The organism is Salininema proteolyticum (assembly GCF_042685645.1).
Classification (GTDB): domain Bacteria; phylum Actinomycetota; class Actinomycetes; order Mycobacteriales; family Micromonosporaceae; genus Salininema; species Salininema proteolyticum.
Genome location: NZ_JBHUNX010000001.1, coordinates 1,534,754 through 1,560,287, shown reverse-complemented (window position 1 = coordinate 1,560,287; position 25,534 = coordinate 1,534,754). Strand labels below are relative to the sequence as shown.

Sequence of the window (25,534 nt, the reverse complement as noted above, 5' to 3'; positions counted from 1 at the left end):
CCTTTCTGAATTAGATGTAGTTGCGCCTCGAACCCATCTCTGGCCGGGTTCGGGGCGTTTTTTAGTTGGCTCCGAACGACGCCCAGGCGCCGGTTCCCGGCTGGAGGGAGTGCTCTTCGGAAGCGCGGGTGATCTCACCGGTGCGGGCCTCGAACCGCTGGTACTCGATGATGTCTTCGATGGCGTGCTCGTCGAACCGTTCGGCCTCGGAGGCTGCCGCGAGGGCGCGGTTGACCGCCTCGGGACCGTAGATGGCGGAGGCTTCGACCGCGTGGCGCATCTTCAGGCGCATCCGTACTGTTCCGGCGGCGGCTGCGGCGACCAGCCATATCTCGGCGGCCGGGCCGATGGCGAGGAACGCCTCTTCATCGGGGTTGGTGGCCCTGGCCCGGCGAATGCCCCTCGAGGAGGGCGGGTAGTGCTCGTCCTTGATACTCGGCCTGCCCGGTGTGGAGACGTCATGGCGGGCGATCTCGCGGGCGGACCCTTCGACGACGGCAGCGATGACGACCTCGTCTCCGGCCAGGCGGACCCAGACTGTCCCGTCGATGTGCTGGTAGGGAACGGAGTAGCGGACGCCGTTGAACGAGATCGTGGAGTCGCGGCTGACCTGGCGAGTCTGACCGAACGCCGCGGTGTAGGCCTGCTCGGGGATCAGGTGGAGGCGGGTGCGCTCCTCGAAAAGCGCCTCGGCCGGGGCCCGGCGGGTCTCGCGATGGATGTCTGCGTTGATCCTCTCGCAGAACGCCTCGGCGGCGGCTTGCAGGTCGCCGAACGACCCGTAGTGGGGTCGGAGGTTGACGCCGGTGGGCAGCAGGTCGCGTTTGGCCAGCCGGACGGTGGCTTCCGATCCGCCCTTCGACTGCGGGTCAGCCGGCAGGCAGGTCTTGATGGTGGTCCCGTAGAACCGGCCGATGGCGGCCATGTCGCTGTTGAGCACCGGCAGGCGGGCGATATGGTCGACGGTGACGGTCTTCTCGTTGTCGGTCAGGACGTTGTCCGGGACGCCGCCGAAGCGGCGGAACGTCTCATCCAGGCACGCGGCGATGGTGGGGATCTTCTTGTCCCAGACAGGGATCACGACTCGGTAGCGCGACCAGGCCAGCCATGCGCACCAGAGGAACGTGCGCTGCCCGTCGACCTTCGGGCCCTCGCCCCAGTCGAATTGCGCCCACAAGCCCGGCTCCGGTGTCCAGGGACGGAAGACGCGCCTATTGCCGTCGCGGTAGGACTTCTTCGCTGCGGACACCGCGCGGCGGGTCGTTCGTTCGTCGCCTTTGAAGCCAATGGCGGTGATCTTGTCGTGGACGACGTCGGCACCGACCAAGCCTTTGGAACGCTCGACCAGCTCTTCGATCTTGGGCATGTAGCGGTCGATGATCTTCGCCCGCGGTTTGCGGTTCTTCGGGTCCACGCCCTGGCCGCGCAGCTTCACATACCGCGCAACGGTATCGGGGTTGCATCCGACCAATGCGGCGGCCTTGCGGTAGGACTTCACCAGGTCGTAGGCTTCCAGGATTTCCATGATCTCCTCGTTCGACTTCACGAACAGATGTTCTAGGAAACCCTGTGTTACGGGGCACCCAGGTTATCTGTCCGTGGCTGACACCTCGGAAATGTCCGCAGGTGCCGGACCGAACTGTCCGTCAATACCTAGAATGACCTGTCCGCTGACAATCTCCTCGGACAGCAGGAAGGCTCCTTGTAAACATGCAGGTGTTCTAAATCCGCCTGTTACAAGGAGCCCCAGTGCACTATCGTGCCTCAATCAACCTCTCGGAAGCAAGTCTGCAGCTCACTGCCCGCCTGATCAGGAAGCGTCGGGCGGCCATCGGCACCCACTGGCGCAAGCTCGGCCCTGCCGGGCAGGCCAAGCTCGCCCTCGTCTACCTCGTCAAACACGACACCCTCGCGGAGCTGGCCTCCGGATTCGGCGTCGGGATCGCCACCGCCTGGCGCTACATCCGTGAAGTCCTCGACCTCCTCGCCGCCCTCGCCCCCAGCCTGGAAGCGGCGCTATGGACAGCCTGCTCACGTGGGCTCCGCACGATCCTGCTGGACGGAACCTGCTGCGAAACCGATCGCCTCCACGACTACCGCGACCCCGACATCCCCTGGAGAGAGCAGGTCGACCGGCACTGGTGTGCCAAGCACAAGCACCACTCCGTCACTCTCCAGGGCATCACCGACCTTGACGGGAATCTTCTGTGGCTGGGGACGGCCTACCCTGGTTCGGTCCACGATCTCACCGCCGCGCGAGCTGATGGCGTGTTCACCCTGGCCAGGAAGGTTGACCTGGAGATCTTCGCCGACAAGGGCTACATCGGCGCCGGCCCCGGCGTCACCACACCGATCAGAGGCCGCAACCTCCCTGAGGCGAAGCTCCGACACAACTACGTCGTCAACTCGATCCGAGCGCTGGTCGAACGAGGCTTCGCCCAGCTCAAGAAGTGGGCCATCTTCAACCGATCACGGTGCAGCCCGCAGAAGGTCGGCCAGGCCGCCCATGCATGGATCGCCCTCACGATCCATGAAGGACAGATTTAGTCCACATAGTCATACGTGACCGTCGATGGATGCGCCAGTTGAAAAGAGTTCACTGGTCTGAAACCGAAACGCTTCGAGTACTGCAGCCCTTGGAACCGGGGGCACGATCCCGAGTTTGAGTCGAAGGACGTGTACTCCGGGATCTGGTTCACTGTCGGAATGCTGGCAGTGAAACGAGACGATGCTTCGGACTTCGTGTTTGAAAGCGCCACCTGGTCTGCTCCAAGGCTCGCTGGCCCCGCGTCGACGATGGAGAGTTGAGTTGATGACTGACACAGACGTGAAGGCCGTTCTCGTGTCAGACACAGCTATCGTCGAAGCCCCTCAGAACCTCTGGGGCTACCGCCGCATCAGCGTCGAACACGGCGCCGCGACGGCGTTGGCCGCGCTCACCGCTGGCGCCTACGTCCCTAAGGAAAACGAAAGATGGGCCGTCGTCCGGTGCGGAGCGAACACTGACCCTTGTTCTCTCAATATGTAGGGTTCACATCGCATCGGCGTAATCGCTGCACATTCAGCCTGCTGGCTCCACTACCTGTACCGCGTTCATGCCACGTGAGGCGCCCGTGTGAGCAGGTATTTGGGAACGAAAATGAGGTGGCAGATGCAGAGACCTCACCGTGGAAGTGGGCCCGAGGAGCGCACAGTTAGGCAGGCCCCTCGGGCCACACCATGCGGGAGTTGTCCCGCAGGTGTCCTTTCACTAACCGGCGCTTCGACTACTAGAGCCGTGGAGACGCTTCCACCTGACTACTTCTTCTCTTGGTCAGACTCGTGCTTGTCTGCGGCGGACTGGGACCACTCTGAAAAGCCAGACTTTGCCGAGCTGCTGTCGGGGTTCTTGTCCGATGCCGACTGGATACGAGAAGCGGACTCTTTGTCCATCGCTTGCCGGCCACCGTCGCCCTTGTTCGTACGGCTCATGGTCGTTACCTCCTTTCTTCGTCGATGTTGCGGTTTCAGGATAGTGGCAATTTGCGCTCCCGCAGTACAAACGCCATCAGTTCGCTCCGAGGGGACGCCCGGCTTTAGCCGGGTGAGGAATCGGAGCCCCGCTGTGGCGGGCGTCCTGCGGAGCAGGACCACGTTTAATATGTTTACTTGTGCTGTATGCATAATAGGCGTGTGACTGACACGCGAACGGTGCGCCGCTATTCAGGAGGCGTCTACGACCTCGGGTACCACGTAGTGTGGTGCCCGAAGTACCGTCGTCGTGTCCTCGGCGGACGGGTCGCTGAGCGCCTGCGTGAGCTGATCAAGCAGAAAGCCGCTGAGAAGAACTGGGAGATCATCGCGTGTGAGATCATGCCTGACCACGTTCACCTGTTCGCCAAGGCCGACCCGAAGTCCTCCCCGTCGCATATCGCCAACCAGTTCAAGGGGTTCACCTCGCGTGTGCGGCGATCTGAGTTCCCGCACCTGAAAACAGGACTGCCCACGTTGTGGTCGTCGTCGTTCTTGGCCGCGACGGTAGGGAACGTGTCTGCCGCGACGGTGAAACGGTACATCGACACGCAGTGGGAACGCCCGTGGGTTAAAACCAAGGGCGGTAAGAAGTGACAGCTACGGTGCGCAAGGCGTTCAAGTACCGGCTGCGGCCGACCCGTCCGCAGCGGCGGATGTTGGAGGCGATGCTGACTGACCACGCCGAGCTGTACAATGCCGCTCTGGAGGAGCGCCGCACCGCCTGGTCCAAGGCTGGAGTGTCGATCACGTACACGCAGCAGTCCGCGCAGTTGAAGCACATCCGCCGTGACGACACCGAGGGACAGGGACGGTGGTCGTTCTCCAGCCAGCAGGCCACACTCAGGCGGTTGAACCGGGCGTTTGAGAACTTCTTCCGACGTGTCCGGCAGGGGCAGACTCCCGGGTTTCCGCGTTTCCGCTCCCGCCACAGGTTCGACTCAGTGACCTGGCCGTCTGATGGTGACGGCTGCAAGTGGATCGACGGAGACACCAAGAACGACGGCGTATCGCGCGTCCGCCTGCAAGGAGTTGGTACTGTCCGCGTCCACCGGCACCGTCCAACGGCCGGCAGGATCAAGACCCTCACCGTCAAACGCGAAGGCCCGAAATGGTACTTGGTCCTGTCGGTCGAAACCGCGCTTCCCGACGAGGTCGAGAAGACCACGCAGGCGACGGGCGTGGACATGGGTGTCACGCACTTCGCGACAACCGCCCAGGGCGAACACGTCACGAATAACCGCGCCCTGGAAAACAGCGAAGAGAAGTTGGCGTCCGCGCAGAGAGCCCTGGCTCGATATCCGAGAAGCAGGAAGGGTGACGACAGGTCCTCTCGGCACCGGCAAGCCGCCCGTAAGGTTGCCAAGCTGCATCGGAAGGTCGCCGACACCCGCCGCGACTACGCACACAAGACCGCGCTAGAACTCGTGCGCCGTTTCGACGTGATCGCAGTCGAGAAGCTGTCGATCCAGAACATGACCAAGGCTCCGGCCCCTAAGCCGGACCCCGGCAACCCCGGTCAGTACCTCCCTAACGGTGCTGCCAATAAAGCTGTACTCAACAAGCGAATCGTTGACGCCGCCTGGGGACAGTTCATCGCAATCCTGACCGCCAAGGCAGAATGGGCCGGGCGCGAGGTGAGAACGGTGGACCCCAGGAACACGTCCCGTACCTGTTTTGAGTGCAAGCATGTTGACGCCGCCAGCCGCGACGGCGAAAAATTCGAATGCACCGCGTGCGGACACACTGATCACGCGGACGTGAACGCGGCCAAGAACATCGCTTACAGGGCCGGGCTGGTCCTCGGTGGGCACGGCATCTAGAGTGCCGTGCCCACCGGAAGCCCCACGGATTTACCCGTGGGGAGGAGTCACTCCCCCTTCGAAGTGGAGACTTCGCCGTTGTCCACGGTAACCACGAGATCTGACTCGCGCTCGCTCCTGGTCGAAGAGCGCGATACTGCGAGTCCCTTTCGTCCTGACGCTCGTTCGATGCGGTTGAGGTCGGCAACAACATGGGCCAGCTCGGTGGCGTAGTCAGGCTTTCCCCTGAAGCGGTTCGTCACGGAGCGCAACGCCTCTGCGGTCTGCCTGTTCGGTGACCGTGCTGGATTTCACGGTCGACGCTGTTGCGGTGCTCGCGTCGGTGTGCGTGGATACGCTGGGCAAATGCATGGAAATATGGCCGTTATGTACGAGCTCCTGGCCACGATTCGGGCCCGCGTCAGCGGCACCCAGTTGCCGCGCTCCAGGTTCGTTTCGAGCAACGCCACTAGGTTCGTCAACGGCGAGACATTGGTTGAGCGGGTCGGCCGGCTTGATCCTGATGTGATTGCGACCGTTGAGGCGGCGCCGTATTTTCTCTGGCCCGATGGCATTCGCCCTGCTGCAACTGCTCCGAGCCGTTCTCCGATGGCTGTGGTCGTCGACTTCCATTCGCACCGCGAGTTGTGGTGGCCGCGAAGAGACTACAGGCCGGTAGCGCCACCGTCGGGTGCTCGATTTGGGCGATCACAGTTCGTTGGCCATACGATCCTCACTCAAGCCACGGCGCTCAGCCCTGATCGCCTGGACATTGATGAACAAGAGGACCTCTTGAGGCAAGCACTGGACGGCATCATCGACGCTTGCATCCGGCATGAGCCCGCCGACATGATGTGGACGCGCTGGTTCGAGCGAGCCCGCAGTGCTCTCGACGACGGTGGGTCAGGAAAGCGGATCGATTGGGTCGACTCGCTGTTCCCTGCAAGCCTCTATACGGCGCGAGCGCGCCGCGTGCTCGCTTCGGCTGCGGATGCGTCGGACGTGTTTGGTGGCATGGGTTCGTGGATTGACTGGAGCGTCTGCCAGGATTTCGACTATGGGCCGTTCACTGGTCGACTGGGGACAGCGGTCGACAGGGCGTTGGCTGCGGCAGCGAATCATGGTCTGCTGCCTGGAGCGACGCTGTGACGCCCTGGTGAGGTTTTCAGCTCTGGACGGTGGTGGACGAGGTGTCGGTCCGGTTGGGTTCTCAAGCGTTCGGGTTTACCAGGCTTCCTCTCGCGGCGTGTTGACTGTCGCAAGGGTTTCGTTTGGTTGGCGATGCTGCCGTGGCGTGGGATGGATGGCGTTGTGAGAGGAACGGCTGTGGTGGCGGATCGTGCGAACTGAAGTGCGTGACGGTGCAGGTGGGACGTGGCGTGTTGTCGTGTTTCTGACAGGTGGCCCGCTTCTGCTGGACAGGCCAGGCGGTGTCGATGTGTCGTGTGCCGTCCGCGGTTCACAGCGAATAAAGGTGCGGCCCCTGGTGGAGTCTGCTGGTCGTCTTCGTGGCTCATGCGCCTGTTCGTTGAGTTTCGCCTGGTAGTGAGCGCTGCTCGGTTTCTCATGGCGGTACTCTGTCTTCTCAGAACCACTCGTGTCCAATGCATTACTGAACGTACGATATTTCCTGTTTCCCACCTGTCAGGAGGTACCCATGACGTCCACTGCCTGCCAACGAGTGGCCCCAAGCCTTGCTGCTGTGGCAGCCCTGCTCGTTCTTCTCGTCGCCGTCGGCCAACCCGTTCAGGCCACTGAGCTGCAGGAAAAGCCGCAGGAAGAGGCCAACGACTCGGCCACGTCACCCTTCACCAACGGGGCGAAGCTGCGCACTGACGTGTGGATTAAAACCAAAATCGTCGGAACTCCCGAATTCCCATGGAAGACGAAAGTCGTCATCGAGGGCGGCAGCAAGCCTGCGGCAGGACATGACTGGGTCCAGAACACGACCTCGTTTCAGTCATATGGCGTCGCCTCGTCGGTCACCGAGTTCGGCCAGACCAGTAGCGAAGTGTCCGAGACGTGGCGCAACGACGCCGGCCAGCGAGGTTCGTTTCAATCTGGTGCGTTCACGATCAACTGGCGCACCATGTACGTCGAGGGGCACGTGTCAGGGTCAGCGTTCTACAACGGGCAGACCGTTCATTCCAGCGCTCAGACGAGCATTTTGACGTAGCACGAGGATCAGAGAGAGGAGGGTTTGCTGGCATGGCGTTGACGACTAAGAAGCAGGTCCTGTGGAGTGCGGCCGCCGGCGTCGTGGTCGTCGGTGTTGCCGTCGCTGCGTTGGTGTTCATTGGCCACCGCGGGGATGACTACACCGACCGGCTCGTAGCCGATCTTGAACAGTTTCGCACCGATGACGACTTGTTCGGTTACGCCAGCGCTCACGCGCTCAGCCCCGCAAGCCTGGAGGCGACCTATTATGCGTCGGCAACGTTGAACGCCGTCGGCCATCCTCTGTCGCCAACACTCGCTGCTGCTGTCGACGCCTCCACCGCGGACGCTGAGAACGGGCTCGATGAGGCATGGTTCGCCGCTCAGGTGCGGTCCCTCATCGACGCGCCCGAGCACGGACAACTCTCCTACACCGCGACAGACTGTCCCGACGCCGGTTGCCAGCTGCTCAACCAGGCCATGGAAGCCGACCTGAAGGTTCTCGCCGGCACTGCTATACCGCCGTCGCTGGTTGACGAACTCGTCCAGGGGCTGGCTGCCTCGGACTCTCCCTACCAGTGGGCTCGCGTACTGCAGACTGTGGAACGCGCCGACCAGCCGGTGGGGCTCGCACCGCCGGACTTCACGCCACCAACGGGCACCGGCCTCGCCTCACTCATGGATTCGTGGGGTTTGACATGGCTACACCACGCTGGACATGTGGACACCCCAGTGCCGGGACGGCCGTTCTCCCAGGAATGGGAGGCGATGACGAACCTCGAGATCTACCTCAATGCGACCGGGGTGCAGTGGAGCGGCCAGGACATGGACACCACTGCCGTGGCGGACGTGGTCCTGGCGCGCGGTGACGCTGCCAGTGGCCTGTTCGCGGACAAGGCCGCCACGATCGGGTCGCTGCGGGCCACGTACTATGCCGCGTCGATCGCCTCCACGTGGGACGTGGCCGGCGATGTGATCGACGCCGACACTCGACAAGCGGTGCGGGAGGCTGTGACGCGGGCCGAGAACGAGGAGGACGCGCTCGCTCTCGCCTACGCCGCGGCGACGCTCGACACGATCGGGAGCCTCGACGATGCTCTGGCGAGTAAGGCGCTCGGGGGCCTGGACACGATCGTCGCGGGTCCCCTCGCTCCCGAGTCGCTTCCGGTCGTGGTGGAAGCGGTCAATATGGCACGGCAACTGGGCGAGGCCAGTCCAGCGGTCACGCTCGCGGATCTTCCCCCGCCGGACGGTCCCGAGGCTCTCTACTACGCGCGCTTGGCCATTGGGATCGAACCGTGGACGACCGAACCGCCGATGGACGAGGCCACGCGTACGGACGTCCTCGCCGCAACCAACGCCAGTATCGACGATGAGACCCTGTTCGACCTGCCGACGCGTGAGGTCGCGGCCGCCTACCAAGCCGGCGAGTCCGCTGACGTTCCCACCACCGGCAAGGAAGGGTTCACCAGTTGGGAACAGGACGTCTACACGTGCGACAACGCCTCCACGTTGGCGCGATCCAGCCGCGGCGTGACCGACTGCGACCTTCCATCGACGTACGTGACCCTCATCAGTGGTCTCAACCCGCACTTGCAATGACGAACGGAGACCCATGCCTCCAGTCCTGACGCTGACCGACATCACGAAGTCCTACCCGGACGGCGCCACAGAGCGCCGCGTCCTGTCGGACCTCAATGTCACGGTCGACCAACGCGAGGTCGTCGGCATTACGGGACTGTCGGGCAGCGGCAAGACCACACTGTTGGGCATTGCCGGGCTTCTCATCGCACCCGACTCAGGCACCGTCACCATCGGGGACACCGAGGCACGCCACTGTGGTTCACAGGCAGCCCACCTGCGCCACCACGATATCGGGTTCGTGTTCCAAGAGTTCAACCTGATCGACCGCTACAGCGTGGCCGACAACATCCGCATCGCCATGACCGGCCCCGACTCCGACGCACGCGCCACCGACCTCATAAACAGTCTCGGCCTAGCCGCCGTGGCACGCCAACCGGCCAGGTTCCTCAGCGGCGGCCAGAAACAACGCACCGCTCTCGCCCGCGCACTGGTCAACAAGCCACGCCTCGTTCTCGCGGACGAACCCGTCTCCGGCCTGGACGCCGACAACAGCCGCATCGTTCTCGACATGCTCCGCCAAGCGGCAGCCGACGGCGCCGCCGTCCTCGTCGCCTCCCATGACCCCACGATCGACCAGATCACCACCCGAACTGTCGCGCTCGACCACGGTCACGTACACGACCTGGAGAGGAAACCACAGAGATGACCAATTTCTGGATCGTCCTCACCAACACACGATGGCTCCTCACCACCCGGTGGCTCCTGGCCGCGCTCATAGCCCTCGTCATCACCGCCGCGTTGACCGCCAGCCTGATCGTCACCCACCACCGCCTCGACGTTGACGCGAAAATCGCCACCGACCGGCCCGCCGCCACCCTTCTGGTCAACCAGTCCGACGGCGGAACTATCCGCCACAGCGACCTGGACACCATCACAGCCCTCCCCGGCGTGGAGAACGCGTGGCCATGGACAACGACCGGCGGCAGTGTCACGACCGGCAGCGACCACGTCGTGTTGTGGGCCGTCCCCTACACGCCCACGGGACTGCCCATCGTTAGGGAATCAACACGCGCGAACGTATGGCCGCTGGCCCCAGGCGAGGCCATCGTTCCCGACACCGTGGACGGCAGAGACTTGTCCGGTCTCCTCGGCGACCAGGTCGCGTTCGAAGGAACAGTCGCCACAGGCCCCAACACCGGCAGTGAAACCCGCAGCCACACGTTCACCGTCGTCGGCGTGTACGACGCCTCCGTGGGAACGTTCAACGGGCCCGACTCTCTCTACTTGCACAGCGACGACGCACTGGCCATCCGAGCGGACAACGACGGAACAACACCCGAGAGCCTCCTCGAGACCCAAGGAGTGGCGAAAGCGGTCGTCGCCACAGGCGACCCGGAAATGGCGCGCGAGATCGCCCGTCACCTGTCCGATGCCGGCTACTACGCCATACCCGTGTCCGATGGCATCGGTTTGTACGACGACACCTACGCCCTCATCGACCAAGCAGCCGCGGCACTCGGCGTGCTCCTTGTCGTTCTCTCCCTCGCCATTGGGCTCGTTGTCGCGGCCACGGTCACCTCGAGCCGACGACGTGAAATCGGCATCCTCAAAGCCATCGGCTTCACAACGAAACGCATCATGGCACTCATGGGAGGTGAATTCGTGCTGTTCGCCGCTAGCGCCCTGGCCGCGGGGATCGTGGCCAGCTGTATCGTCGCCATAGCCCTCGCGTCCTGGTGGCACGACGCCTCCGTCCTCACCGCCTACCTTCACACGTTCGCGGACGGTCTGACGTTGTTCATCCTGGCCACTCCGTTCCTCGGCATGATCGCCGGCATGATCGTGCCGTTGTCTCGGACCACACGAGTGCCAGCTGATGTGGCGTTGAGATCGGCCAGTACCTGAACCCGAGCTGCGAATAGGAGTTTACTGGAAGGTCCGGCCTTTCCCGTTGTACTCGACGAACACTTCATCGGGCAGGATCCCGGCGTCGTTAGAAGGCGTCTCTGCGGTCATGGTTCCATTTTGGATAGCTGTCGGGCCATGACGAAGATGCTGGCGACCAGCACGAACCCCTCGGCGTGCTCGGGCTTGCGCTCGTAATCACGGCAGAGTCGGCGCCGGTGCATGAGCCAGGCGAAGGATCTCTCCACCACCCAACGGCGTGGCTGTACCACGAACCCTCTCTGGCCTGCCAGTTTAGAAACGATCTCGACGACAAATCCATAGAGCTCTCGAGCGAGGTCGGCAATCGGGCTCTGGTAGCCGCTATCGGCCCAGACTCGGGCGATGGTCGGGAACCGCTGCGATAGGGCGAACAGGAGGTCGCGGGCGGCGGTCCGGTCCTGGACGCCGGCGCCGGTGACCATCACGACCAGGATCAGGCCCATGGTGTCGACGGCGATGTGTCTTTTGCGGCCGTTGATCTTCTTCCCGCCGTCATAGCCCCTGGTCGCGGCCGGAACGGTCATGTCAGCCTTGACCGACTGGGAGTCGATGGAGACAGCTGAGGGTTCGGCCTTCCGCCCGGTGGCGTAGCGGAGCTTTTCACGAATGACGGTGTTTATGCGGTCCCACACACCGGCTGATACCCAGCGCGAATAGAACCCGTAGACGGTCTTGAACGGCGGGAAGTCGACCGGGAGGCTGCGCCATTTCGTGCCGGAGTCGGCGATGTACCGAATGGCGTCGACGATCGCCCGACGACAGTGGTGTTCATGCCCGCCTCGTCCGCTCAAGGCGGCCGGGACCGGCAGGAGCGGGGCGATCAGAGCCCACTCTGCATCGGTGCAGTCTGACGGATAGACGGAGGTGCGGGTCGTGTGAAGCCATGGGTCGCAGGTAGGATGCAAGGGAGCCTCTGGGGTTGTCGATCTTGTGGTTAAGAAAGACTGATACCAGAGGCTCTTTTTCTATGGGCCGCAGGGGCTCCGACTCCAAAGACAGCTTCTCATGCCTGCAACCATTACTGCCGTACCGAACCCCCGACAGCCACCGTCACCGTCACCGCGACCGGCGTCCCTGCTGGGACCGTGAAGCTGGAACGTTCTAGCGGCGGCGGCCCGTGGGAGACCGTCCAGGGCGCTCACGTCCTGCTGGATGACGTCGATTATGAACATGATGTCCCGCCTGAACAGGAACCACTCCATGATCAGTGCGGCAACTATCCACCATGGTGGTTTAGAACCGGAGTCTTCCGACACTAGTGCCTCCAACAGGCGAGGGGATGAGACAGGAACTCCACCATACTTTCCCTCACCCACCTCAATTACCTGAGTACCAAGAGTGCAACCAAAATGTCGCCCCCACACCAATACCTCACCGAAGACAGCGTGACCGCCCTCGCGTTCCACCGCATCTACGCGGGCGCGACCGCCTCTTACGTAGGATTTCTCATTATGCCCCGGACCTGAGGTCCCACCATGTGAACTGTGGAATTGCGACCGCAGCCCACCAGGAAGCAACACTCACGGTGGCGACGGCAGGAAATGACAACCGAAAAGTGAGGTCGTCCCCCGCCACGCTGGCCATCGGCAACAGCGTCAGGAGCAGTGAGACAACCCAAATGCTAACCGTTGTGACTTTAGCCGTTCTCCAGGAAAACCGTTCAGCATAAGAGAACTCCCGGCATGGCCACTTGATGAACTTGTAGGCGTTCCTCCAGCACAGCCCGGTGACAGCTGCGGCAACGAGTAGATCCCCGATCGGGCCAAACGGGTAGAACACTATCCGGGCGTCAACTTCGAACATGGTCACCCATGGAAAGAGCGTAAAGAGGACACACATCGTGACCCGAAAAGCCCAGTGATGCTGGTGTTCCCGCTGCAGGCAGGACCAGGGCGAGCGTGGCGGTTTTCTGCGCCGGCTCGTGCGGTTCGGAACGTCCGCCTGATCGTGTGGAGTGCCAGCTCGGGTTTCGTCAGAAGGAATCGGCAAAAGGCGGGGAATCCCGTCCGGTCCCCTACGCTGTCTGGGGCGCAGCGGTCGGGGTTGACCTCCTGGGTTCACGTGCTCATCACTGCTATGTCTCGTAGATGACGGTGACTGGAGGTCTACCGCGATGGGCAACCGTGGCAGATGTTCTTGCTGTTCCTTCGTGTCCGCAAGGAATCGGTGGGCATGGCCGTTCACTGGTTCCATAGTTCCGGAGACTTGGTAGGCGAACAGGCGCATCCCGACTTCATCCGCGTAGTCCCGCGCCGGTTTGCTGTAGCCGGTTCCAGTGAAGAAGAACAACTGTTGGTCACCGATACCGCGGGCACCGAACAGGCGCTGAAGGTCGGGGCGGCCTACCTGGGAGGCCACATATTTCACTTGTCCTAGGGCTCTACCGGCGGTGGCATCAATACCGTTGTCGCTGCCTCGTCGAGTCTTTTGGGCGTCGCTGAAACCCCAGTGCCGCATCCAGTCGACGGCATTCTCTTCTGCCTGCTCCCACGTCATGATGTGGCGGGGGCTCGGGGGTTTCACGATCTCTCACCCTTCCAATTAATCCTGCCACCGATTGTCCTCGACTACTGTTCGAAGCCTCAAGACGGTCATTCCGATGTCGTCTTCCCTGAAGCAAGTTGCCCTTTTCATGCCTGCGCCCATCCCTGCTGTCCCGGACCCGGCACGTGGCGTTCCCTTATTGACAGGACCGCTTCTATAAGTGACACCACGGCCATGCCAGCAGGCAGCAGCCACAAAAGACCACCCCACCATCCGGCCGCGACCATGGCCGCCAAAAGCACCATGCCGGGCGCGATGCTGGACGCTAGAACAACTCCGGCGATCAGACCGGAGCGCGTCACTCTGCTACATCCCCACACCGTCACCACTACAGCGGCCGTGAACAGGACCGTACCCAAGACTCCACCGATGAAGTTTCCGTTCGCGGTCACTCTCGTGCTCGCGTCCGCCTGCCATGGCGGAAGCGACGCCATCTCATACCACGGCGCCAACAACGCAACCGCCGCACCGGCACCGACAACCAGGGGATACGCGACCAGGAACCTCGCTGTAGGAGAGGAAAGAGATTTTCTGTCCATCACCACATTTTATCCGACCAGCTGTTCCACCCCCGTTCCGTAGTGGAGCACCTCGACCGACACCCCCGTCTCTGTTCTCAATAACCTCTCTGCCGGCCAAGTGCGTCAACCTCTGCTGCAAGCCGCGCCAGCCTGAACTCGTCCCTTCACAGTGCCCCGGCGTAGAGAAGAACCAGTATTCCCGAGGCTGGTAGTCTCGTCACATGTCACGAGACAGTCTCATCCCCAAGGCAAGTCGTCGACCCACTGAGGTCACCCCGCCCGCCCGCTTGTCCCACCTTCAAGTCGACCCACGGGGTTACCCCATCATCAGTGTCATCCCGCAACAACCAGGAGACGTCGACTTCGGTGTCCTGTCGGAAAAGCGGAAACTTGTTGTCGCTACGTACGACCTGTGCGCAGTGTGCGCGCTTCCGTTCCGTGACGAACTGCGCTGGCAGGTGATTTTCGGTGAGGAAATACAGAAGGTCGACTCGTCAGTGGCGGTCCCCGAGGCGCCAGTGCATGAAATTTGTGCATTGTATGCCGCGCAGGTGTGCCCGTACGTGTCGTCGCCGTACGCCCGCCTGGGCGACCCGTACCGCAAGGGCCAACGTCGCCCCGAAACGCTCACGCTCGCCGGCTTCGCCAGCACTGCCTCGGTGTTCGGCTACGCAAGCGACGTGCAAAAAGGCGAAAACGTCCTCGTGTACGAGATGGCCGATCTGCGTCGGACCCACACACTCGTCAGCGCCGACGATGCCCGGGAAGTGTACGAGACGGCGTTGCGCACTGAAACTGCGATCGAACTCGACGACCAGGAGCGGCGCATCGTTGACCTCCTGTGCAACCCACTCCCGGAGAACAACGAGGACTCAGGTACGGCCATGGCTGGTGCCGCTTTGATCATCGGTGCAGCGTTCTGCCCTGATATTCGGCAGGTCCAAGGGATGAAGATGTTCACCGAATCTCACAACAGCCATTACTTCCCATTCGCAACAAACCTCCTGTTCAAACCCGAGTTGATGGCCGCTGCAGACTTCGAGGATGACTCCTTTGCAGCAGCGGTCTCATGGTTCCAGACCAGAGAGAACCTACCTGCCGTCCTGGAGAAATGGCGTCTCGATGCCGCCCGCACGCTGCGAGACCCACAAGGTCGGCGACCGCCCATCGCTCGTCGGCAGGCGCCGGTCGTCCGCGATGACGAGGCGATCCGTAAACGCCACGAAGCCGAGGCGCGCCTGCGCAAACAGCGCAAGAAGGGCAAGGGACCGTCGCAGAGCTAGATGGCCTGGCCTGGAAAAAGAACGAATTTGACCAGGCAGGCAACGATAGTCGCCGGCGACTGCATCAACCACGGGCGGGAAGACGCCAACGGCACATAAGGCCGTCTGAAATCCGACAGGCAGCCTCTGGCCAAGGTCAGATGAAAACACCAGCGCAGTCCTAAACTCAGCGGTATGACAAGCATAACAGATCCGACGATGCGGATTGGAACCGAGACTTTCAAGGTACAAGTACAGCTTCCAGATGCCGTGCTCAAGCCTCTGTCTACCGAAGAGCGACACGGAACTGCAACCATCCATACCGCTCCTCTTACCGCTGCTTTGGCCAATGCCATCAACGAGGACAACGGATTCGAACTCGAATACAGCGCAGCCTCCGACGCACTTGCCATCCTCGACATTGACGTAGAAAGCCAGGTCGAAGAGGGCGACACCGAAATTGTGTGCCTGGCGCCAGGCGGTGGATGGCCCAAGCTCGCAGCGCGCCCGATTGACTGACTCGCCAGGCCCGTGCCTGAATGAAATCAACCGATGCCAACCTGGCCCAACTTGACCTGCCCCCCATCGGGCTGCGGGACGCCCATTAAGGGGGAGATGTCTGGCTCAGAGGAAGGCCGCCCGCCGTCAGTCAAGAGGTGCTTCTAATAGTCCCTCCCCATCCAACTCATGGCTGGATCACCACCTGCCGGGCGATCCCGGAGAACGACTCTGGCGCCGAGACAGAGAAAGCGACCTTCCAGAGCCCGTTGGCCTCCGCCACGACCCCAGCCTCATCCGTTAGAACATAGTCGCCGGGCGTCCCATCCGGGGCGAACGGCATTCGCAGGACCCGCTCCTTGTCGAGAAACCAGTAGTCCTCCGCTGGCAGAGCGAACGCTGGGTCGGCCGTGATTGCCGCCGACCTCGAGACGTACCGGAAGCTCTCCCCAGCGTCAGCGTTCCACGCCGCTGTCCACCGCACCCACTGTTGATACAGGGTTGGTGCGTCCTCGTGGACGCGGACGCGATGGAGGTCGACGCCCCGCGCGCGCCAGGAACGGACGAGATCATGCCACGCAGCTTGCCGGCGGCTGGGGTCGAGGGGTGCGCCGTTCCCGAACGCCTCCACCTCGTCGCCCTCTCCGACTTCGCACCGGGGCTGCAGCTCCAGCCGCCACAGGCTGCGGACGGTGGAATCCAGGACGTTGAGTAGGTCGTGCTGGGGAACGGCGCGTTCCATGAAGTTTCAGCTCCAGTTCTCTTTGAACTTGTCGATGACGTTGCGGGGGTGCGACCACGGCGTCTTCGCTGGGGTTGAGGTCTCGAAGTTCCGTCCAGTCGGCCGGGTCGGTGAGCTTCCGGGCCTGGACGACATAGCCGCTCTCGGTCTTGTAAACGGTCGGACAGTTGCCGGTGTCGAAGTTGTCGTCCTTCCACAAGTATGTGGGTTCTCAGTGTTCGCCTTCGTCGGCTCAGTCACGTTCGCCGCGGTCAGCCGCAGCATCAATCCTATCCCAAAGGTCAACAGGCCCAGTTTGAACCAACGCCACGTCTTTAGTTCATGTTTGCAGGTAGGGCGGTAGTATTGCTGAGGTGGATGTCGTGATCGGCGCGGGTGGTGGCGGGTTCGTCGGTTCGGCGGGCGCGGAAGCGGTGGTTGGCTCGGCGGCGCGCTCGGGGCGCCTGGCGCCCTGGCCGGGACTTGACCAGAAACCTAGTTAGTTCCACTACGGCCCTGTCGATGACGGATTTCCACTGTCGAGGGGGAAAAAGCCTCGGCGACCGAGGTGATGGTGGAACGGAAGAACCGCAGGGTGTCGGAGAACGAGATCCGATCCGGGCTTTCGCCAGCCGTGTCGCCGACCTGCACGACGAGGTCCCCGATCGCCTGGTAAACGCACAACAGCGCCCACGCCTCGCCGCGGGCCAGTTCCGGCGACCTCGACCGGAGCACGGCGTCGGTCCCGCCTCGCATATCGGTCTTGACCGCGTCGAAAATTTCCTCGGACACCCACCGGGACCGGTAGAGGTCGGGGAAGTCCTCCGCCGGGTAGGCCTCCACGTCGAGCAGGTCGGTGATCAGGCGAACGGTCTCTCCTTCGGTAACCTCACCGGTGGCGTGGTCGGTGGTGGTCACCGAGTACTCGATCACCCGCACCGTGATCGCCTCACGCCCGGCCTTGTGCAGTTCGGCAAGGTACGTCCCGTCAGGCAGGACCTTCGCCTGCGTCAGCGGGAACTGCGAGCCGGCCCTCATGACCACGTGTGCCCCGGTCGCTCTGAGAAGCCATCTCTGGGGTCGAGACCCCTTCCGGGGCAAGAAAAAGAGCCTCTGGTATCAGTCTTTCTTAACCACAAGATCGACAACCCCAGAGGCTCCCTTGCATCCTACCTGCGACCCATGGCTTCACACGACCCGCACCTCCGTCTATCCGTCAGACTGCACCGATGCAGAGTGGGCTCTGATCGCCCCGCTCCTGCCGGTCCCGGCCGCCTTGAGCGGACGAGGCGGGCATGAACACCACTGTCGTCGGGCGATCGTCGACGCCATTCGGTACATCGCCGACTCCGGCACGAAATGGCGCAGCCTCCCGGTCGACTTCCCGCCGTTCAAGACCGTCTACGGGTTCTATTCGCGCTGGGTATCAGCCGGTGTGTGGGACCGCATAAACACCGTCATTCGTGAAAAGCTCCGCTACGCCACCGGGCGGAAGGCCGAACCCTCAGCTGTCTCCATCGACTCCCAGTCGGTCAAGGCTGACATGACCGTTCCGGCCGCGACCAGGGGCTATGACGGCGGGAAGAATATCAACGGCCGCAAAAGACACATCGCCGTCGACACCATGGGCCTGATCCTGGTCGTGATGGTCACCGGCGCCGGCGTCCAGGACCGGACCGCCGCCCGCGACCTCCTGTTCGCCCTATCGCAGCGGTTCCCGACCATCGCCCGAGTCTGGGCCGATAGCGGCTACCAGAGCCCGATTGCCGACCTCGCTCGAGAGCTCTATGGATTTGTCGTCGAGATCGTTTCTAAACTGGCAGGCCAGAGAGGGTTCGTGGTACAGCCACGCCGTTGGGTGGTGGAGAGATCCTTCGCCTGGCTCATGCACCGGCGCCGACTCTGCCGTGATTACGAGCGCAAGCCCGAGCACGCCGAGGGGTTCGTGCTGGTCGCCAGCATCTTCGTCATGGCCCGACAGCTATCCAAAATGGAACCATGACCGCAGAGACGCCTTCTGAGGGGATGTCCTCGACCGTCCACGTCTTCGACCCGCGCGCGGGAGGGGCGTTCCGCATTTCGCTGACCTACGCTGACGAGGGGCAGAAGGGGAAGTCCGAGGCGCACACGGACACCTACCGGGGGACGTTCCTCGCTCTCGTTCCCGACGTCGAGGTCGTCGAGGAGTTCTCCTTCGAGACCGGCGACGACGCCCTGCGGGGAACGATGACCATGACGACCTCGCTGGAGCCGGTCGCCGGCGGCACCGAGGTGACCATACTGCACGAGAACGTGCCCGACGCGATCCCGCCGGAGCAGAACGACCAGGGCATGACGATGGCCCTGGACAACCTCGCCCGTCTGGTCGAGGAACCCCAGGGCCCGAACGCCGCGTCCTAACTCTTCCATTTGATGTTGCAGCCGATGGACGGCTTCTGGTCCTCGGGGACCTCTCCGTTGAGCACCGCGTCGATGGCCGCGGACAAGTCGTTCCCGGTCACCGGGACGTCGTTGCCCGGGCGCGAGTCGTCGAACTGTCCCCGGTACGCCAGCTTGCGATCGGCGTCGTAGAGGAAGAAGTCCGGCGTGCACGCGGCGTGGTAGGCCTTCGCCGTCTCCTGCGACGCGTCGATCAGGTACGGGAAGTCCCATCCCGCGCGCTTTGCCTGGTCGGCCAGCCCTTCCGGGCCGTCATCCGGCACGTCCACAGCGTCGTTCGAACAGATCGCCACCACGTCCAGTCCTTCGACGCCCGAGACAACCCTTCCGAAGACTTCCTCGACATGCTTTACGAACGGGCAGTGGTTGCAGGTGAACGCGACAAGAAGCGCCCGTCCGGTGAAGTCCGCCAGGGTCCTCTCCTGCCCGTTCAAGTCGGGCAGGGCGAAGTCCGGGGCAGGGGTTCCGAGCTCGACCATGCTAGAGGGAGTCGCCGCCATTCTATTCACTCCTTGATAGGAATCTACATCTGCACGTCTCAGTCTAATCCGCTGGAGGCGCCGTCCTCTCCCCCACACCGGACCAATGATCATGCTGTACTTATACGGCCCCACCGAGCACGGCGACGGACCTGTCACCGCCCTCTCGGTTTGGGGATGGCGACTCCTTCGGCTTCGGCGATGTCCTGCCAGCTGCGGCTCCTGGTGCGGGGTTTGGCGCGTTCGGCGGTGCAGCCGTCGCAATAGCGGTCGTCATTGTCGGTGGGCACGTTGCACGTCCAGCAGTTGAACTTCCGGTGCGGCCGCCTGCCGTCCTTGAGCGGCGGATTGAACACCGCGACCTGCTTCAACCGGTGCTTGAGCACACCGAACGGGCTGTTGATGGTCCCATTGGGCGGCCCGACCCACCGGCAGAGGCTCTCACCGTCCCAACCTTCGGCGACCAGCGGGGCGACATGGTCGCGCAGGTACTTGAATCCCCCTCTGCGTATGTCCCACAACGCGCCGATCGCGTGGAGCGCCTCGGCGAGCTCGCCCTCGTCAACGACCACCTCGGGCTCTTCAGGTTCGGTATCCTCCCGCTGCACCTGCGGTGCGGACGCCGGACGGTTCACCGGCGCCGGTTCCGGAGCCGCCGGCGCCGCCGGCGCCGCGGGCGGCGCGGGCGGCGCGGGCGGCGCGGGCGGCGCTTCGGCCGGGACGGGCGCCGGTTCCGGTGCGGGTTCGGGTGTCGGCTCGGGTGCGTGCCCGGTGTCGACTGAAATGGTGAAACTGTTCGGCCGCCGGTAGGCGCGGTGGCGCTGGACGAGCCCCACGTCTTCGAGCCCGCGCAGAGCGCGCTGGACGGTGCGTTTGGAGACACCGCACAACTCGGCTAGCGCGGTGGCCTGCAGTCGCGGAGTGGTGGCCGCGTCGTCGGCGAAGGTGGCGAGAACGAGGAGGACGACCTTCTCGCGGCATTTGAGGACACGCTCGCGGCAAGCGGTGATGAGGTCGGGACGCATGATAACGTGGAATCTCCTTTCTGGCGCCGCATTGCGGAACCAGTTGGTTAGTGGAAGGCGTCCAGGAACGTTTGCCGACGAAGGCCTGGGCGCCCTTTTCGGTGTGCCACGGACTCGAAGGTGGTGATGTAACTGTTTTCGAGGTGCTGTGTAGCTGATGGAGGTTGGCCCTCCGAGATCGCCTTTCGGGAGGGGGTCTCAAACCGGCGTATGCTGCATGACCGGTAACGGGACTGTGGTGAGCGATACGTTTAGAAGGCAGCGTTGAGCTGTCAGGTGGGGACTGCGGAGACGTTGCGTGAAATCCAGTGTCAGAGACTCTGGCTGGGGCCCTGTTTGAAGCGTCGAAAAGCGTTGAACTGATGTCAAAACCGGCCTGTCGAAAAGAGGCTGGGAGGAGTCTGGCAGAAACCCGTTTACTGGCCAGGCGGCATCCGGCGTAAAGGGGGCGTGAACGCAGTCTGCTGCGGCTGCATGGAACGTGGGAAGATCCTCGCTCGATGCGAAGGGAGTGTTCCGAGCCTTAGCCGGCGAGGAATCGAGTACCGATGCGGGCAGGGGATTGCGGACGGTCTCGTAGTAGTGGCGAACCTCTTGCTGGCGCGGTGGGAGTGGAGCGAAGGGGACCGGCAATACAGATTCAGATTACTGGGTCAACCAGCGATGGGAGGAACCCCGTGAGTGAATCACGGTCAGCGACCGGGAAGCCTTTTGACGTGTCCCGGGAGGAGGTATGGGCCGCCTGGTTGGCGGTGGCCCGTAACGGCGGAGCCGCCGGAGCCGACGGCGTGGGGATCGACGATTTCGGTCGTGATGCGAAGACACTGCAGGGAGGCCTGTACAAGATCTGGAATCGCATGGCGTCGGGATCGTATTTCCCTAAGCCGGTTCGGTCGGTGTCCATACCGAAGCCCGCAGGCAGTGGTCGGCGGGTTCTCGGCATACCTGTTGTGGCCGACAGGATCGCTCAGACGGTGGTGGCGAAGCGTGTTGAGGAGGTGGTGGAACCTCTGTTTCACTCCGACTCCTACGGGTTTCGACCGGGCCGTTCAGCGAAGGAGGCCGTGAAGGTTTGCCGGGATCGGTGCTGGTCACGGTCTTGGGTGGTCGATGTTGATATCGCCTCGTTCTTCGACGAGGTGGACTGGAACCTGCTGGTGAAGGCGGTGGAGGCCCTTGGGCTTCCGTCTTGGGTGGTGCTTTATGTGCGCCGCTGGCTGGCCTGCGAGGTCATCGATGCCGACGGGGATGTTGCACCGCGTGAACGGGGGCTGGCGCAAGGGGGACCGGTCTCGCCGGTGTTGGCGAACCTGTTCCTGCACTGGGCGCTGGATTCCTGGCTGGAACGTGCCCATCCGATGGTCATGTTCGAGCGTTACGCCGATGACGTGGTGATTCACTGCGTTTCGCAGCGTCAGGCGGAGAAAGTCCTGGCTTCGCTGGAGGTGAGGATGACCGAGGTGGGTTTGCGGCTCCATCCGGAGAAGACTCGTATCGTCTACTGCGGAAATGACCGCGACGTTCGATGGAGTGGCCCGCGGTCGTTTACTTTCCTGGGGTTCGATTTCCGGTGCAGGCCGGGAGGATGGCGCCGGGACGGGGAGCGGATGACGACGTTTTCGCCTGCTGTCAGTAGAGCGGCGCGTAAACGGATGTCGCAGGTGATGCGGTCTTGGCGGATCGGCAGGCGAACCGATCGGGGGTTCGATGAGATCGCCCGGTTGGTCAACCCGATCGTTCGGGGCTGGATGAACTATTACGGGTCATTCGGTCGCTCCGAGCTCTATCCGCTTCTGGGACAGTTGAACGCGATGCTGGCGAAGTGGGTGAGGAAAAAGTATCGACGGTTTCGGAGCTGGAAGCGGTTTATCCGCCGCTGGTGTCAAGTCGTCGAGGAGTACCCCGCCTATTTCGAGCATTGGCGTTGGGTGACGAGAATGGCACGCTGACCGGTGTTGCAGGAGCCGGATGACGCGAGAGTGTCACGTCCGGATCTGTGGGAGCGCGGCGGGGAGGTTCCGCCGCGCCACCCGACTATGCTTAGAGGTTCAACGAGCGGGGAACGGTCCGGTTACGGCCTGTCCCAGTTTTTTCTCACCTGTCTTTCGTGGAGCGATCCCACCGGTGACCGGTCACCGGTAAAACCAGTACCGGTGAAACCGGTACTGGGAGTGGCTCACCCTGTCACCCTTCCTTGCACACCAACAGATGCGCCTGCGGGAAGCCCCGCTCGTCCTCCTTCGGGACGCGGATCAGGCGGGCGGTCTCGGCGAACCCCTCGCTTCGCAAGAGCTCGGCCATCGCGTCCACCGGCCACCGGTAAGCCTGTGCCACCCTGTGGTCGAAGGCGGTCGGAACGGTTCCCTCGGTGTCGGACTGGAACGAGATCAACACGTATCCGCCCTCGATCGTCACCCTGTGGAACTCACGGACCGCCAGAGCGACATCCTCGGGCTCCATGTGGATCGTCGAGTAGCGCGCCAGCACTCCCGCGAGCGCCCCGTCCTCTTCGTCCAGATCCGCGATGTCTCCGACGGAGAAGTCCAACTCGGGGTAGGCCTTCGTCGCGAGGCGGATCATCTCCGGAGACTGGTCCACACCCTTCGCCGTCACACCGAGCCCGCTCAGGTGGTCGGTCGCGTACCCGGGGCCGCAGCCCGCGTCGAGGACCGTGCCGTCTCCGACCAGTTCTGCGAAGGCCGCCATCATGGCGCGGTCGAAGGGTTGTCCGAGGAGGATGTCCTGCGTGTACTCCTCGTACACTTCTGCCAGCGGCTCGTAGGGGCCGCCTGTCGTATTCTCTACTGCCACAGCCGCTCACGTTACTCGTTTCGCGGCGGGGTGTCACCGGAGGCCGGGCGGGGCGACGCCGCGCCGTCTCGGGGTGTTTACGCCCCTACCTCGAAATTCACAATGGCCGATCGGTTAGACTCGGGCGCGACTCACAAGAGAGGCGGCCTACGGTGACCGGAATGTACGCAGGTGACGAAGGGGAACGCACGCTGAGGGCCGCCAGGGCCGATATCGCGTTCGCGGGCACGGTCTTCGACGACGCCGGCGCCTGGCTGGACTCGGCCATGGAGCGGGGCGTCCCTCCATTCGCCGCCGAGACGTGGGTTGTCGACTCCGACCTGGCCAGGGTCCTATTGGTCCGGCACCGTATTCGCGGCTGGGTGGCTCCCGGCGGCATGGTCGAGAACGGCGAGGAGCCCCGCGAGGCCGCCGCCCGGGAGCTTTTCGAGGAGACGGGCGTCGAGGCCGCCCTCTTCGTCACGCCGGCCGCCGCCGTCGTGCGCGACTACCACCCGGATATCGAGCCCACGCTGGGGCTCGTCTACGCCGCCTTGGTCTCTCCCGACGTTCCGCTGCGGCCGGAGCCCGGCCAGGCGGCGCGGTGGTTCTCCCTCGACGAGGAGTGGGAGTCCTGGTTCCCCGAGGACCGCGGCCGCATCCTCTCCCACGTCGAGAGGCTGCGCCGCGCCCCAGGACGCCCGAAGTAGGGGGCCGAGGGCGGGGCGGCGGCGCGACCCGGGTTCCGGGTCGAAGACCGCGGGAGGCCTCGTTTTCTCCTTGAGGCAGGATCGGCCCTGTCTCCGGCTCTTCCCCGGCGATTCCGCGGACCGTTTCGGAGCGGCCGACGGGTCCTTGCGGTCGCACTGATGTCATTGCGGCCGTGAGGCCGACCGGAAACCGGACCGGCCCCACGACGTTCCCGCTGATCAGCTCGCGTTACGGCGCCGCGCCCCGTTCTCCACCAGGACCAGATCCGAGAGCTGCCACCGCAACCCCATCTGCCGCAACTGCATCAAGGCGAACTTGGGCCTCCTCTCCACGTCGAACCGGAAGAGGAACTCCGCCGTTCCGGGTTCGAAGGTGTACTTCTTGACGACGGTGACGTCGCGGACCGCCGAGCGGACGGCCCGCTTCCAGAACTGCAGGGCCTGCCAGCCCGTGGTGGCCGCGTGGTTCCGGGCGCCGTGGGACGGGCGCTTCCCGGTGATGATGTCGAAGAAGTAGGTCGCCACGGCGGCGGCCTCCCGGGGGATCGGGCGCTCCTGGAAGCTACGGCCGCCGAGGTGAGATTCGAGTGCGTGTGCGGACATGATGTACTCCTCTTTTCTCTTGCAGTGCAAGAACATTGACGAGTTACTATTTAGTAACTATACGTATTGGTAACTTAAGTCACCTGGCTTGCGGAGTCAAGGCGGGACACGGAAGAAAATGCTCTCTCGCATCCCGGACACGCTCGGGCGCAAGGCGAACAGAGGACCCTCGGGGCGCCTCTATCATGCGATCATCCGTGCTCTTCAAGCGGCACAACAGGGAAGGAATCGAACAGGCCTTCGCCGGATCAGGATCGGCGGACGGCGGCGGAAGAACACCACCGGGGACCCCTTTGACGGTGTTTCTGTCGGGCCTCCGACAGTTCCAGGCGGCCCCGGGGACGGACCGCACCCGGCGCACCCCGGCAGCGGACGGGGCACAGGGCCGCGCATGGGTCGCTCATGGGCGGCACTTCCGGACACGGCGAAAAAGTTACGGGGAATTCCGCCGACCATGTCGAAAAACCGGGACCGGCTCCGTCACCCTGGTGAGAGCGGCCGAACGGGCCGCACCGGCACCAAGGAGAGACGATCATGGCCAAGTACCTGCTTCTGAAGCACTACCGCGGCGCTCCGGCCGCCGTCAACAACGTACCCATGGACAAGTGGACCCCGGAGGAGGTCTCGGCGCACATCAAGTACATGAAGGACTTCGCCGCCCGGCTCGAGGAGACCGGCGAGTTCGTCGACGGCCAGGCGCTCGCGCCCGAGGGCACGTTCGTCCGTTACGACGGCGAAGGGCGCGCACCGGTCACCGACGGCCCGTTCGCGGAGACCAAGGACCTCATCGCCGGCTGGATGGTCATCGACGTGGACACCTACGACCGCGCCCTCGAGCTGGCCGGGGAACTGTCGGCCGCGCCGGGCGCGGGCGGAGAGCCCATCCACGAATGGCTCGAGCTGCGCCCCTTCCTGGGCGAGGCGCCCACCATCACGGAATAG

The 25,534-nt window shown here is 63.5% G+C and carries 28 protein-coding genes; 16 read left to right on the top strand and 12 right to left on the bottom strand.

The genetic code is table 11. The annotated features are described in order from the left end of the window. Positions 1-61: 61 nt before the first annotated feature. Positions 62-1,546: an IS21 family transposase gene (gene istA / locus ACFTE1_RS07345; protein WP_380624828.1), complete on the bottom strand. Its 1,485-nt coding sequence runs from the start codon at positions 1,544-1,546 to the stop codon at positions 62-64. Between the two features lie 203 nt (positions 1,547-1,749). On the opposite strand from istA, the gene ACFTE1_RS07340 reads away from it, so the two are divergent. Beyond that, complete coding sequence (locus ACFTE1_RS07340) at positions 1,750-2,547, top strand: transposase family protein (protein WP_380624776.1); 798 nt, start codon at positions 1,750-1,752, stop codon at positions 2,545-2,547. Positions 2,548-2,812: 265 nt separating this feature from the next. Further along, a complete protein-coding gene (locus tag ACFTE1_RS07335) occupies positions 2,813-3,028 on the top strand; it encodes a hypothetical protein (RefSeq protein ID WP_380624853.1) in 216 nt (71 codons plus the stop codon). A gap of 269 nt (positions 3,029-3,297) precedes the next feature. Here ACFTE1_RS07335 and ACFTE1_RS07330 read toward each other — a convergent pair whose 3' ends face one another. Then, positions 3,298-3,471 (bottom strand): hypothetical protein, encoded by a 174-nt coding sequence (locus tag ACFTE1_RS07330; protein ID WP_380624852.1) that lies wholly within the window; start codon positions 3,469-3,471, stop codon positions 3,298-3,300. Between the two features lie 201 nt (positions 3,472-3,672). On the opposite strand from ACFTE1_RS07330, the gene tnpA reads away from it, so the two are divergent. Together tnpA and ACFTE1_RS07320 are read left to right on the top strand one after the other, a co-directional pair. Beyond that, complete coding sequence (gene tnpA / locus ACFTE1_RS07325) at positions 3,673-4,107, top strand: IS200/IS605 family transposase (protein ID WP_449329517.1); 435 nt, start codon at positions 3,673-3,675, stop codon at positions 4,105-4,107. A gap of 8 nt (positions 4,108-4,115) precedes the next feature. Further along, positions 4,116-5,333: an RNA-guided endonuclease InsQ/TnpB family protein gene (locus ACFTE1_RS07320; RefSeq protein WP_380624848.1), complete on the top strand. Its 1,218-nt coding sequence runs from the start codon at positions 4,116-4,118 to the stop codon at positions 5,331-5,333. A 47-nt stretch (positions 5,334-5,380) separates the two neighbouring features. Here ACFTE1_RS07320 and ACFTE1_RS07315 read toward each other — a convergent pair whose 3' ends face one another. Next, on the bottom strand, positions 5,381-5,575 hold the full coding sequence (locus ACFTE1_RS07315; protein WP_380624846.1) for a hypothetical protein: 195 nt from the start codon (positions 5,573-5,575) through the stop codon (positions 5,381-5,383). Positions 5,576-5,699: 124 nt separating this feature from the next. Between ACFTE1_RS07315 and ACFTE1_RS07310 the strand changes: the two genes are divergently transcribed. The 5 genes from ACFTE1_RS07310 to ACFTE1_RS07290 all read left to right on the top strand — a co-directional run bounded on the left by ACFTE1_RS07310 (position 5,700) and on the right by ACFTE1_RS07290 (position 10,958). Then, the gene (locus ACFTE1_RS07310; RefSeq protein ID WP_380624844.1) at positions 5,700-6,461 is read left to right on the top strand and encodes a hypothetical protein; all 762 of its coding nucleotides are present in this window, start codon (positions 5,700-5,702) and stop codon (positions 6,459-6,461) included. Between the two features lie 508 nt (positions 6,462-6,969). Next, positions 6,970-7,488 (top strand): hypothetical protein, encoded by a 519-nt coding sequence (locus ACFTE1_RS07305; protein WP_380762646.1) that lies wholly within the window; start codon positions 6,970-6,972, stop codon positions 7,486-7,488. Between the two features lie 32 nt (positions 7,489-7,520). Continuing rightward, complete coding sequence (locus ACFTE1_RS07300; RefSeq protein WP_380624840.1) at positions 7,521-9,071, top strand: hypothetical protein; 1,551 nt, start codon at positions 7,521-7,523, stop codon at positions 9,069-9,071. A gap of 13 nt (positions 9,072-9,084) precedes the next feature. Next, positions 9,085-9,759, top strand: a complete 675-nt coding sequence (locus tag ACFTE1_RS07295) for an ABC transporter ATP-binding protein (protein WP_380624838.1) — start codon at positions 9,085-9,087, stop codon at positions 9,757-9,759. After that, positions 9,756-10,958 (top strand): ABC transporter permease, encoded by a 1,203-nt coding sequence (locus ACFTE1_RS07290; RefSeq protein WP_380624836.1) that lies wholly within the window; start codon positions 9,756-9,758, stop codon positions 10,956-10,958. The genes ACFTE1_RS07295 and ACFTE1_RS07290 overlap by 4 nt, the downstream gene beginning before the upstream one ends. A gap of 107 nt (positions 10,959-11,065) precedes the next feature. Here ACFTE1_RS07290 and ACFTE1_RS07285 read toward each other — a convergent pair whose 3' ends face one another. The 3 genes from ACFTE1_RS07285 to ACFTE1_RS07275 all read right to left on the bottom strand — a co-directional run bounded on the left by ACFTE1_RS07285 (position 11,066) and on the right by ACFTE1_RS07275 (position 14,083). Then, positions 11,066-11,905: an IS5 family transposase gene (locus ACFTE1_RS07285; RefSeq protein ID WP_380762594.1), complete on the bottom strand. Its 840-nt coding sequence runs from the start codon at positions 11,903-11,905 to the stop codon at positions 11,066-11,068. Between the two features lie 544 nt (positions 11,906-12,449). Then, entirely contained in the window at positions 12,450-13,457 is a 1,008-nt protein-coding gene (locus tag ACFTE1_RS07280; protein ID WP_380762910.1) for a restriction endonuclease, read from the bottom strand. Positions 13,458-13,630: 173 nt separating this feature from the next. Beyond that, positions 13,631-14,083 carry a hypothetical protein gene (locus tag ACFTE1_RS07275; RefSeq protein WP_380624860.1) on the bottom strand — a complete coding sequence of 151 codons (453 nt, stop codon included), beginning with the start codon at positions 14,081-14,083 and terminating at the stop codon, positions 13,631-13,633. A 203-nt stretch (positions 14,084-14,286) separates the two neighbouring features. Here ACFTE1_RS07275 and ACFTE1_RS07270 point away from each other — a divergent pair, with 203 nt between their 5' ends. Both ACFTE1_RS07270 and ACFTE1_RS07265 read left to right on the top strand, forming a co-directional pair. Continuing rightward, the gene (locus ACFTE1_RS07270) at positions 14,287-15,348 is read left to right on the top strand and encodes a hypothetical protein (protein ID WP_380624862.1); all 1,062 of its coding nucleotides are present in this window, start codon (positions 14,287-14,289) and stop codon (positions 15,346-15,348) included. Between the two features lie 174 nt (positions 15,349-15,522). After that, the gene (locus tag ACFTE1_RS07265; protein WP_380624864.1) at positions 15,523-15,846 is read left to right on the top strand and encodes a hypothetical protein; all 324 of its coding nucleotides are present in this window, start codon (positions 15,523-15,525) and stop codon (positions 15,844-15,846) included. 166 nt (positions 15,847-16,012) lie between these two features. On the opposite strand, the gene ACFTE1_RS07260 is transcribed toward ACFTE1_RS07265, so the two are convergent. Together ACFTE1_RS07260 and ACFTE1_RS07255 are read right to left on the bottom strand one after the other, a co-directional pair. Then, on the bottom strand, positions 16,013-16,567 hold the full coding sequence (locus tag ACFTE1_RS07260) for a DUF6879 family protein (RefSeq protein WP_380624866.1): 555 nt from the start codon (positions 16,565-16,567) through the stop codon (positions 16,013-16,015). 474 nt (positions 16,568-17,041) lie between these two features. Then, complete coding sequence (locus ACFTE1_RS07255; protein WP_380762643.1) at positions 17,042-17,647, bottom strand: transposase; 606 nt, start codon at positions 17,645-17,647, stop codon at positions 17,042-17,044. A 61-nt stretch (positions 17,648-17,708) separates the two neighbouring features. Between ACFTE1_RS07255 and ACFTE1_RS07250 the strand changes: the two genes are divergently transcribed. Together ACFTE1_RS07250 and ACFTE1_RS07245 are read left to right on the top strand one after the other, a co-directional pair. After that, complete coding sequence (locus ACFTE1_RS07250; protein WP_380762640.1) at positions 17,709-18,548, top strand: IS5 family transposase; 840 nt, start codon at positions 17,709-17,711, stop codon at positions 18,546-18,548. Further along, positions 18,545-18,946, top strand: a complete 402-nt coding sequence (locus ACFTE1_RS07245; protein ID WP_380624826.1) for an SRPBCC domain-containing protein — start codon at positions 18,545-18,547, stop codon at positions 18,944-18,946. The genes ACFTE1_RS07250 and ACFTE1_RS07245 overlap by 4 nt, the downstream gene beginning before the upstream one ends. Here ACFTE1_RS07245 and ACFTE1_RS07240 read toward each other — a convergent pair. Continuing rightward, positions 18,943-19,485, bottom strand: coding sequence for a thioredoxin family protein (locus ACFTE1_RS07240; protein WP_380624824.1), 543 nt, complete (start codon positions 19,483-19,485; stop codon positions 18,943-18,945). The genes ACFTE1_RS07245 and ACFTE1_RS07240 overlap by 4 nt on opposite strands. A gap of 134 nt (positions 19,486-19,619) precedes the next feature. Next, positions 19,620-20,489, bottom strand: coding sequence for a helix-turn-helix domain-containing protein (locus tag ACFTE1_RS07235; protein ID WP_380624822.1), 870 nt, complete (start codon positions 20,487-20,489; stop codon positions 19,620-19,622). Between the two features lie 716 nt (positions 20,490-21,205). Here ACFTE1_RS07235 and ltrA point away from each other — a divergent pair. Further along, positions 21,206-22,438: a group II intron reverse transcriptase/maturase gene (gene ltrA / locus ACFTE1_RS07230; RefSeq protein ID WP_380618290.1), complete on the top strand. Its 1,233-nt coding sequence runs from the start codon at positions 21,206-21,208 to the stop codon at positions 22,436-22,438. Between the two features lie 235 nt (positions 22,439-22,673). Here the strand turns inward: ltrA and ACFTE1_RS07225 are convergent, their stop codons facing one another. Then, on the bottom strand, positions 22,674-23,300 hold the full coding sequence (locus ACFTE1_RS07225) for a class I SAM-dependent methyltransferase (RefSeq protein WP_380625802.1): 627 nt from the start codon (positions 23,298-23,300) through the stop codon (positions 22,674-22,676). Positions 23,301-23,461: 161 nt separating this feature from the next. Here ACFTE1_RS07225 and ACFTE1_RS07220 point away from each other — a divergent pair, with 161 nt between their 5' ends. Further along, positions 23,462-23,989, top strand: coding sequence for an NUDIX domain-containing protein (locus tag ACFTE1_RS07220; RefSeq protein WP_380625800.1), 528 nt, complete (start codon positions 23,462-23,464; stop codon positions 23,987-23,989). Positions 23,990-24,208: 219 nt separating this feature from the next. Here ACFTE1_RS07220 and ACFTE1_RS07215 read toward each other — a convergent pair whose 3' ends face one another. Next, positions 24,209-24,592 (bottom strand): hypothetical protein, encoded by a 384-nt coding sequence (locus tag ACFTE1_RS07215; protein ID WP_380625798.1) that lies wholly within the window; start codon positions 24,590-24,592, stop codon positions 24,209-24,211. Between the two features lie 534 nt (positions 24,593-25,126). On the opposite strand from ACFTE1_RS07215, the gene ACFTE1_RS07210 reads away from it, so the two are divergent. Then, positions 25,127-25,534 carry a YciI family protein gene (locus tag ACFTE1_RS07210; protein ID WP_380625796.1) on the top strand — a complete coding sequence of 136 codons (408 nt, stop codon included), beginning with the start codon at positions 25,127-25,129 and terminating at the stop codon, positions 25,532-25,534.

What these genes read in the sequence shown, in the direction of transcription:
- ACFTE1_RS07300 (WP_380624840.1), top strand. Translation starts at nt 7,521, where the DNA reads ATGGCGTTGACGACTAAGAAGCAGGTCCTGTGGAGTGCGGCCGCCGGC.
- ACFTE1_RS07280 (WP_380762910.1), bottom strand. Translation starts at nt 13,457, where the DNA reads ATGCGGCACTGGGGTTTCAGCGACGCCCAAAAGACTCGACGAGGCAGC.
- ACFTE1_RS07305 (WP_380762646.1), top strand. Translation starts at nt 6,970, where the DNA reads ATGACGTCCACTGCCTGCCAACGAGTGGCCCCAAGCCTTGCTGCTGTG.
- ACFTE1_RS07335 (WP_380624853.1), top strand. Translation starts at nt 2,813, where the DNA reads ATGACTGACACAGACGTGAAGGCCGTTCTCGTGTCAGACACAGCTATC.
- ACFTE1_RS07270 (WP_380624862.1), top strand. Translation starts at nt 14,287, where the DNA reads ATGTCACGAGACAGTCTCATCCCCAAGGCAAGTCGTCGACCCACTGAG.
- ACFTE1_RS07310 (WP_380624844.1), top strand. Translation starts at nt 5,700, where the DNA reads ATGTACGAGCTCCTGGCCACGATTCGGGCCCGCGTCAGCGGCACCCAG.
- ACFTE1_RS07330 (WP_380624852.1), bottom strand. Translation starts at nt 3,471, where the DNA reads ATGAGCCGTACGAACAAGGGCGACGGTGGCCGGCAAGCGATGGACAAA.
- ACFTE1_RS07290 (WP_380624836.1), top strand. Translation starts at nt 9,756, where the DNA reads ATGACCAATTTCTGGATCGTCCTCACCAACACACGATGGCTCCTCACC.
- ACFTE1_RS07220 (WP_380625800.1), top strand. Translation starts at nt 23,462, where the DNA reads ATGTACGCAGGTGACGAAGGGGAACGCACGCTGAGGGCCGCCAGGGCC.
- ACFTE1_RS07275 (WP_380624860.1), bottom strand. Translation starts at nt 14,083, where the DNA reads ATGGACAGAAAATCTCTTTCCTCTCCTACAGCGAGGTTCCTGGTCGCG.
- ACFTE1_RS07260 (WP_380624866.1), bottom strand. Translation starts at nt 16,567, where the DNA reads ATGGAACGCGCCGTTCCCCAGCACGACCTACTCAACGTCCTGGATTCC.
- ACFTE1_RS07240 (WP_380624824.1), bottom strand. Translation starts at nt 19,485, where the DNA reads ATGGCGGCGACTCCCTCTAGCATGGTCGAGCTCGGAACCCCTGCCCCG.
- ACFTE1_RS07235 (WP_380624822.1), bottom strand. Translation starts at nt 20,489, where the DNA reads ATGCGTCCCGACCTCATCACCGCTTGCCGCGAGCGTGTCCTCAAATGC.
- ACFTE1_RS07210 (WP_380625796.1), top strand. Translation starts at nt 25,127, where the DNA reads ATGGCCAAGTACCTGCTTCTGAAGCACTACCGCGGCGCTCCGGCCGCC.
- ACFTE1_RS07295 (WP_380624838.1), top strand. Translation starts at nt 9,085, where the DNA reads ATGCCTCCAGTCCTGACGCTGACCGACATCACGAAGTCCTACCCGGAC.
- ACFTE1_RS07245 (WP_380624826.1), top strand. Translation starts at nt 18,545, where the DNA reads ATGACCGCAGAGACGCCTTCTGAGGGGATGTCCTCGACCGTCCACGTC.
- ACFTE1_RS07265 (WP_380624864.1), top strand. Translation starts at nt 15,523, where the DNA reads ATGACAAGCATAACAGATCCGACGATGCGGATTGGAACCGAGACTTTC.
- ACFTE1_RS07215 (WP_380625798.1), bottom strand. Translation starts at nt 24,592, where the DNA reads ATGTCCGCACACGCACTCGAATCTCACCTCGGCGGCCGTAGCTTCCAG.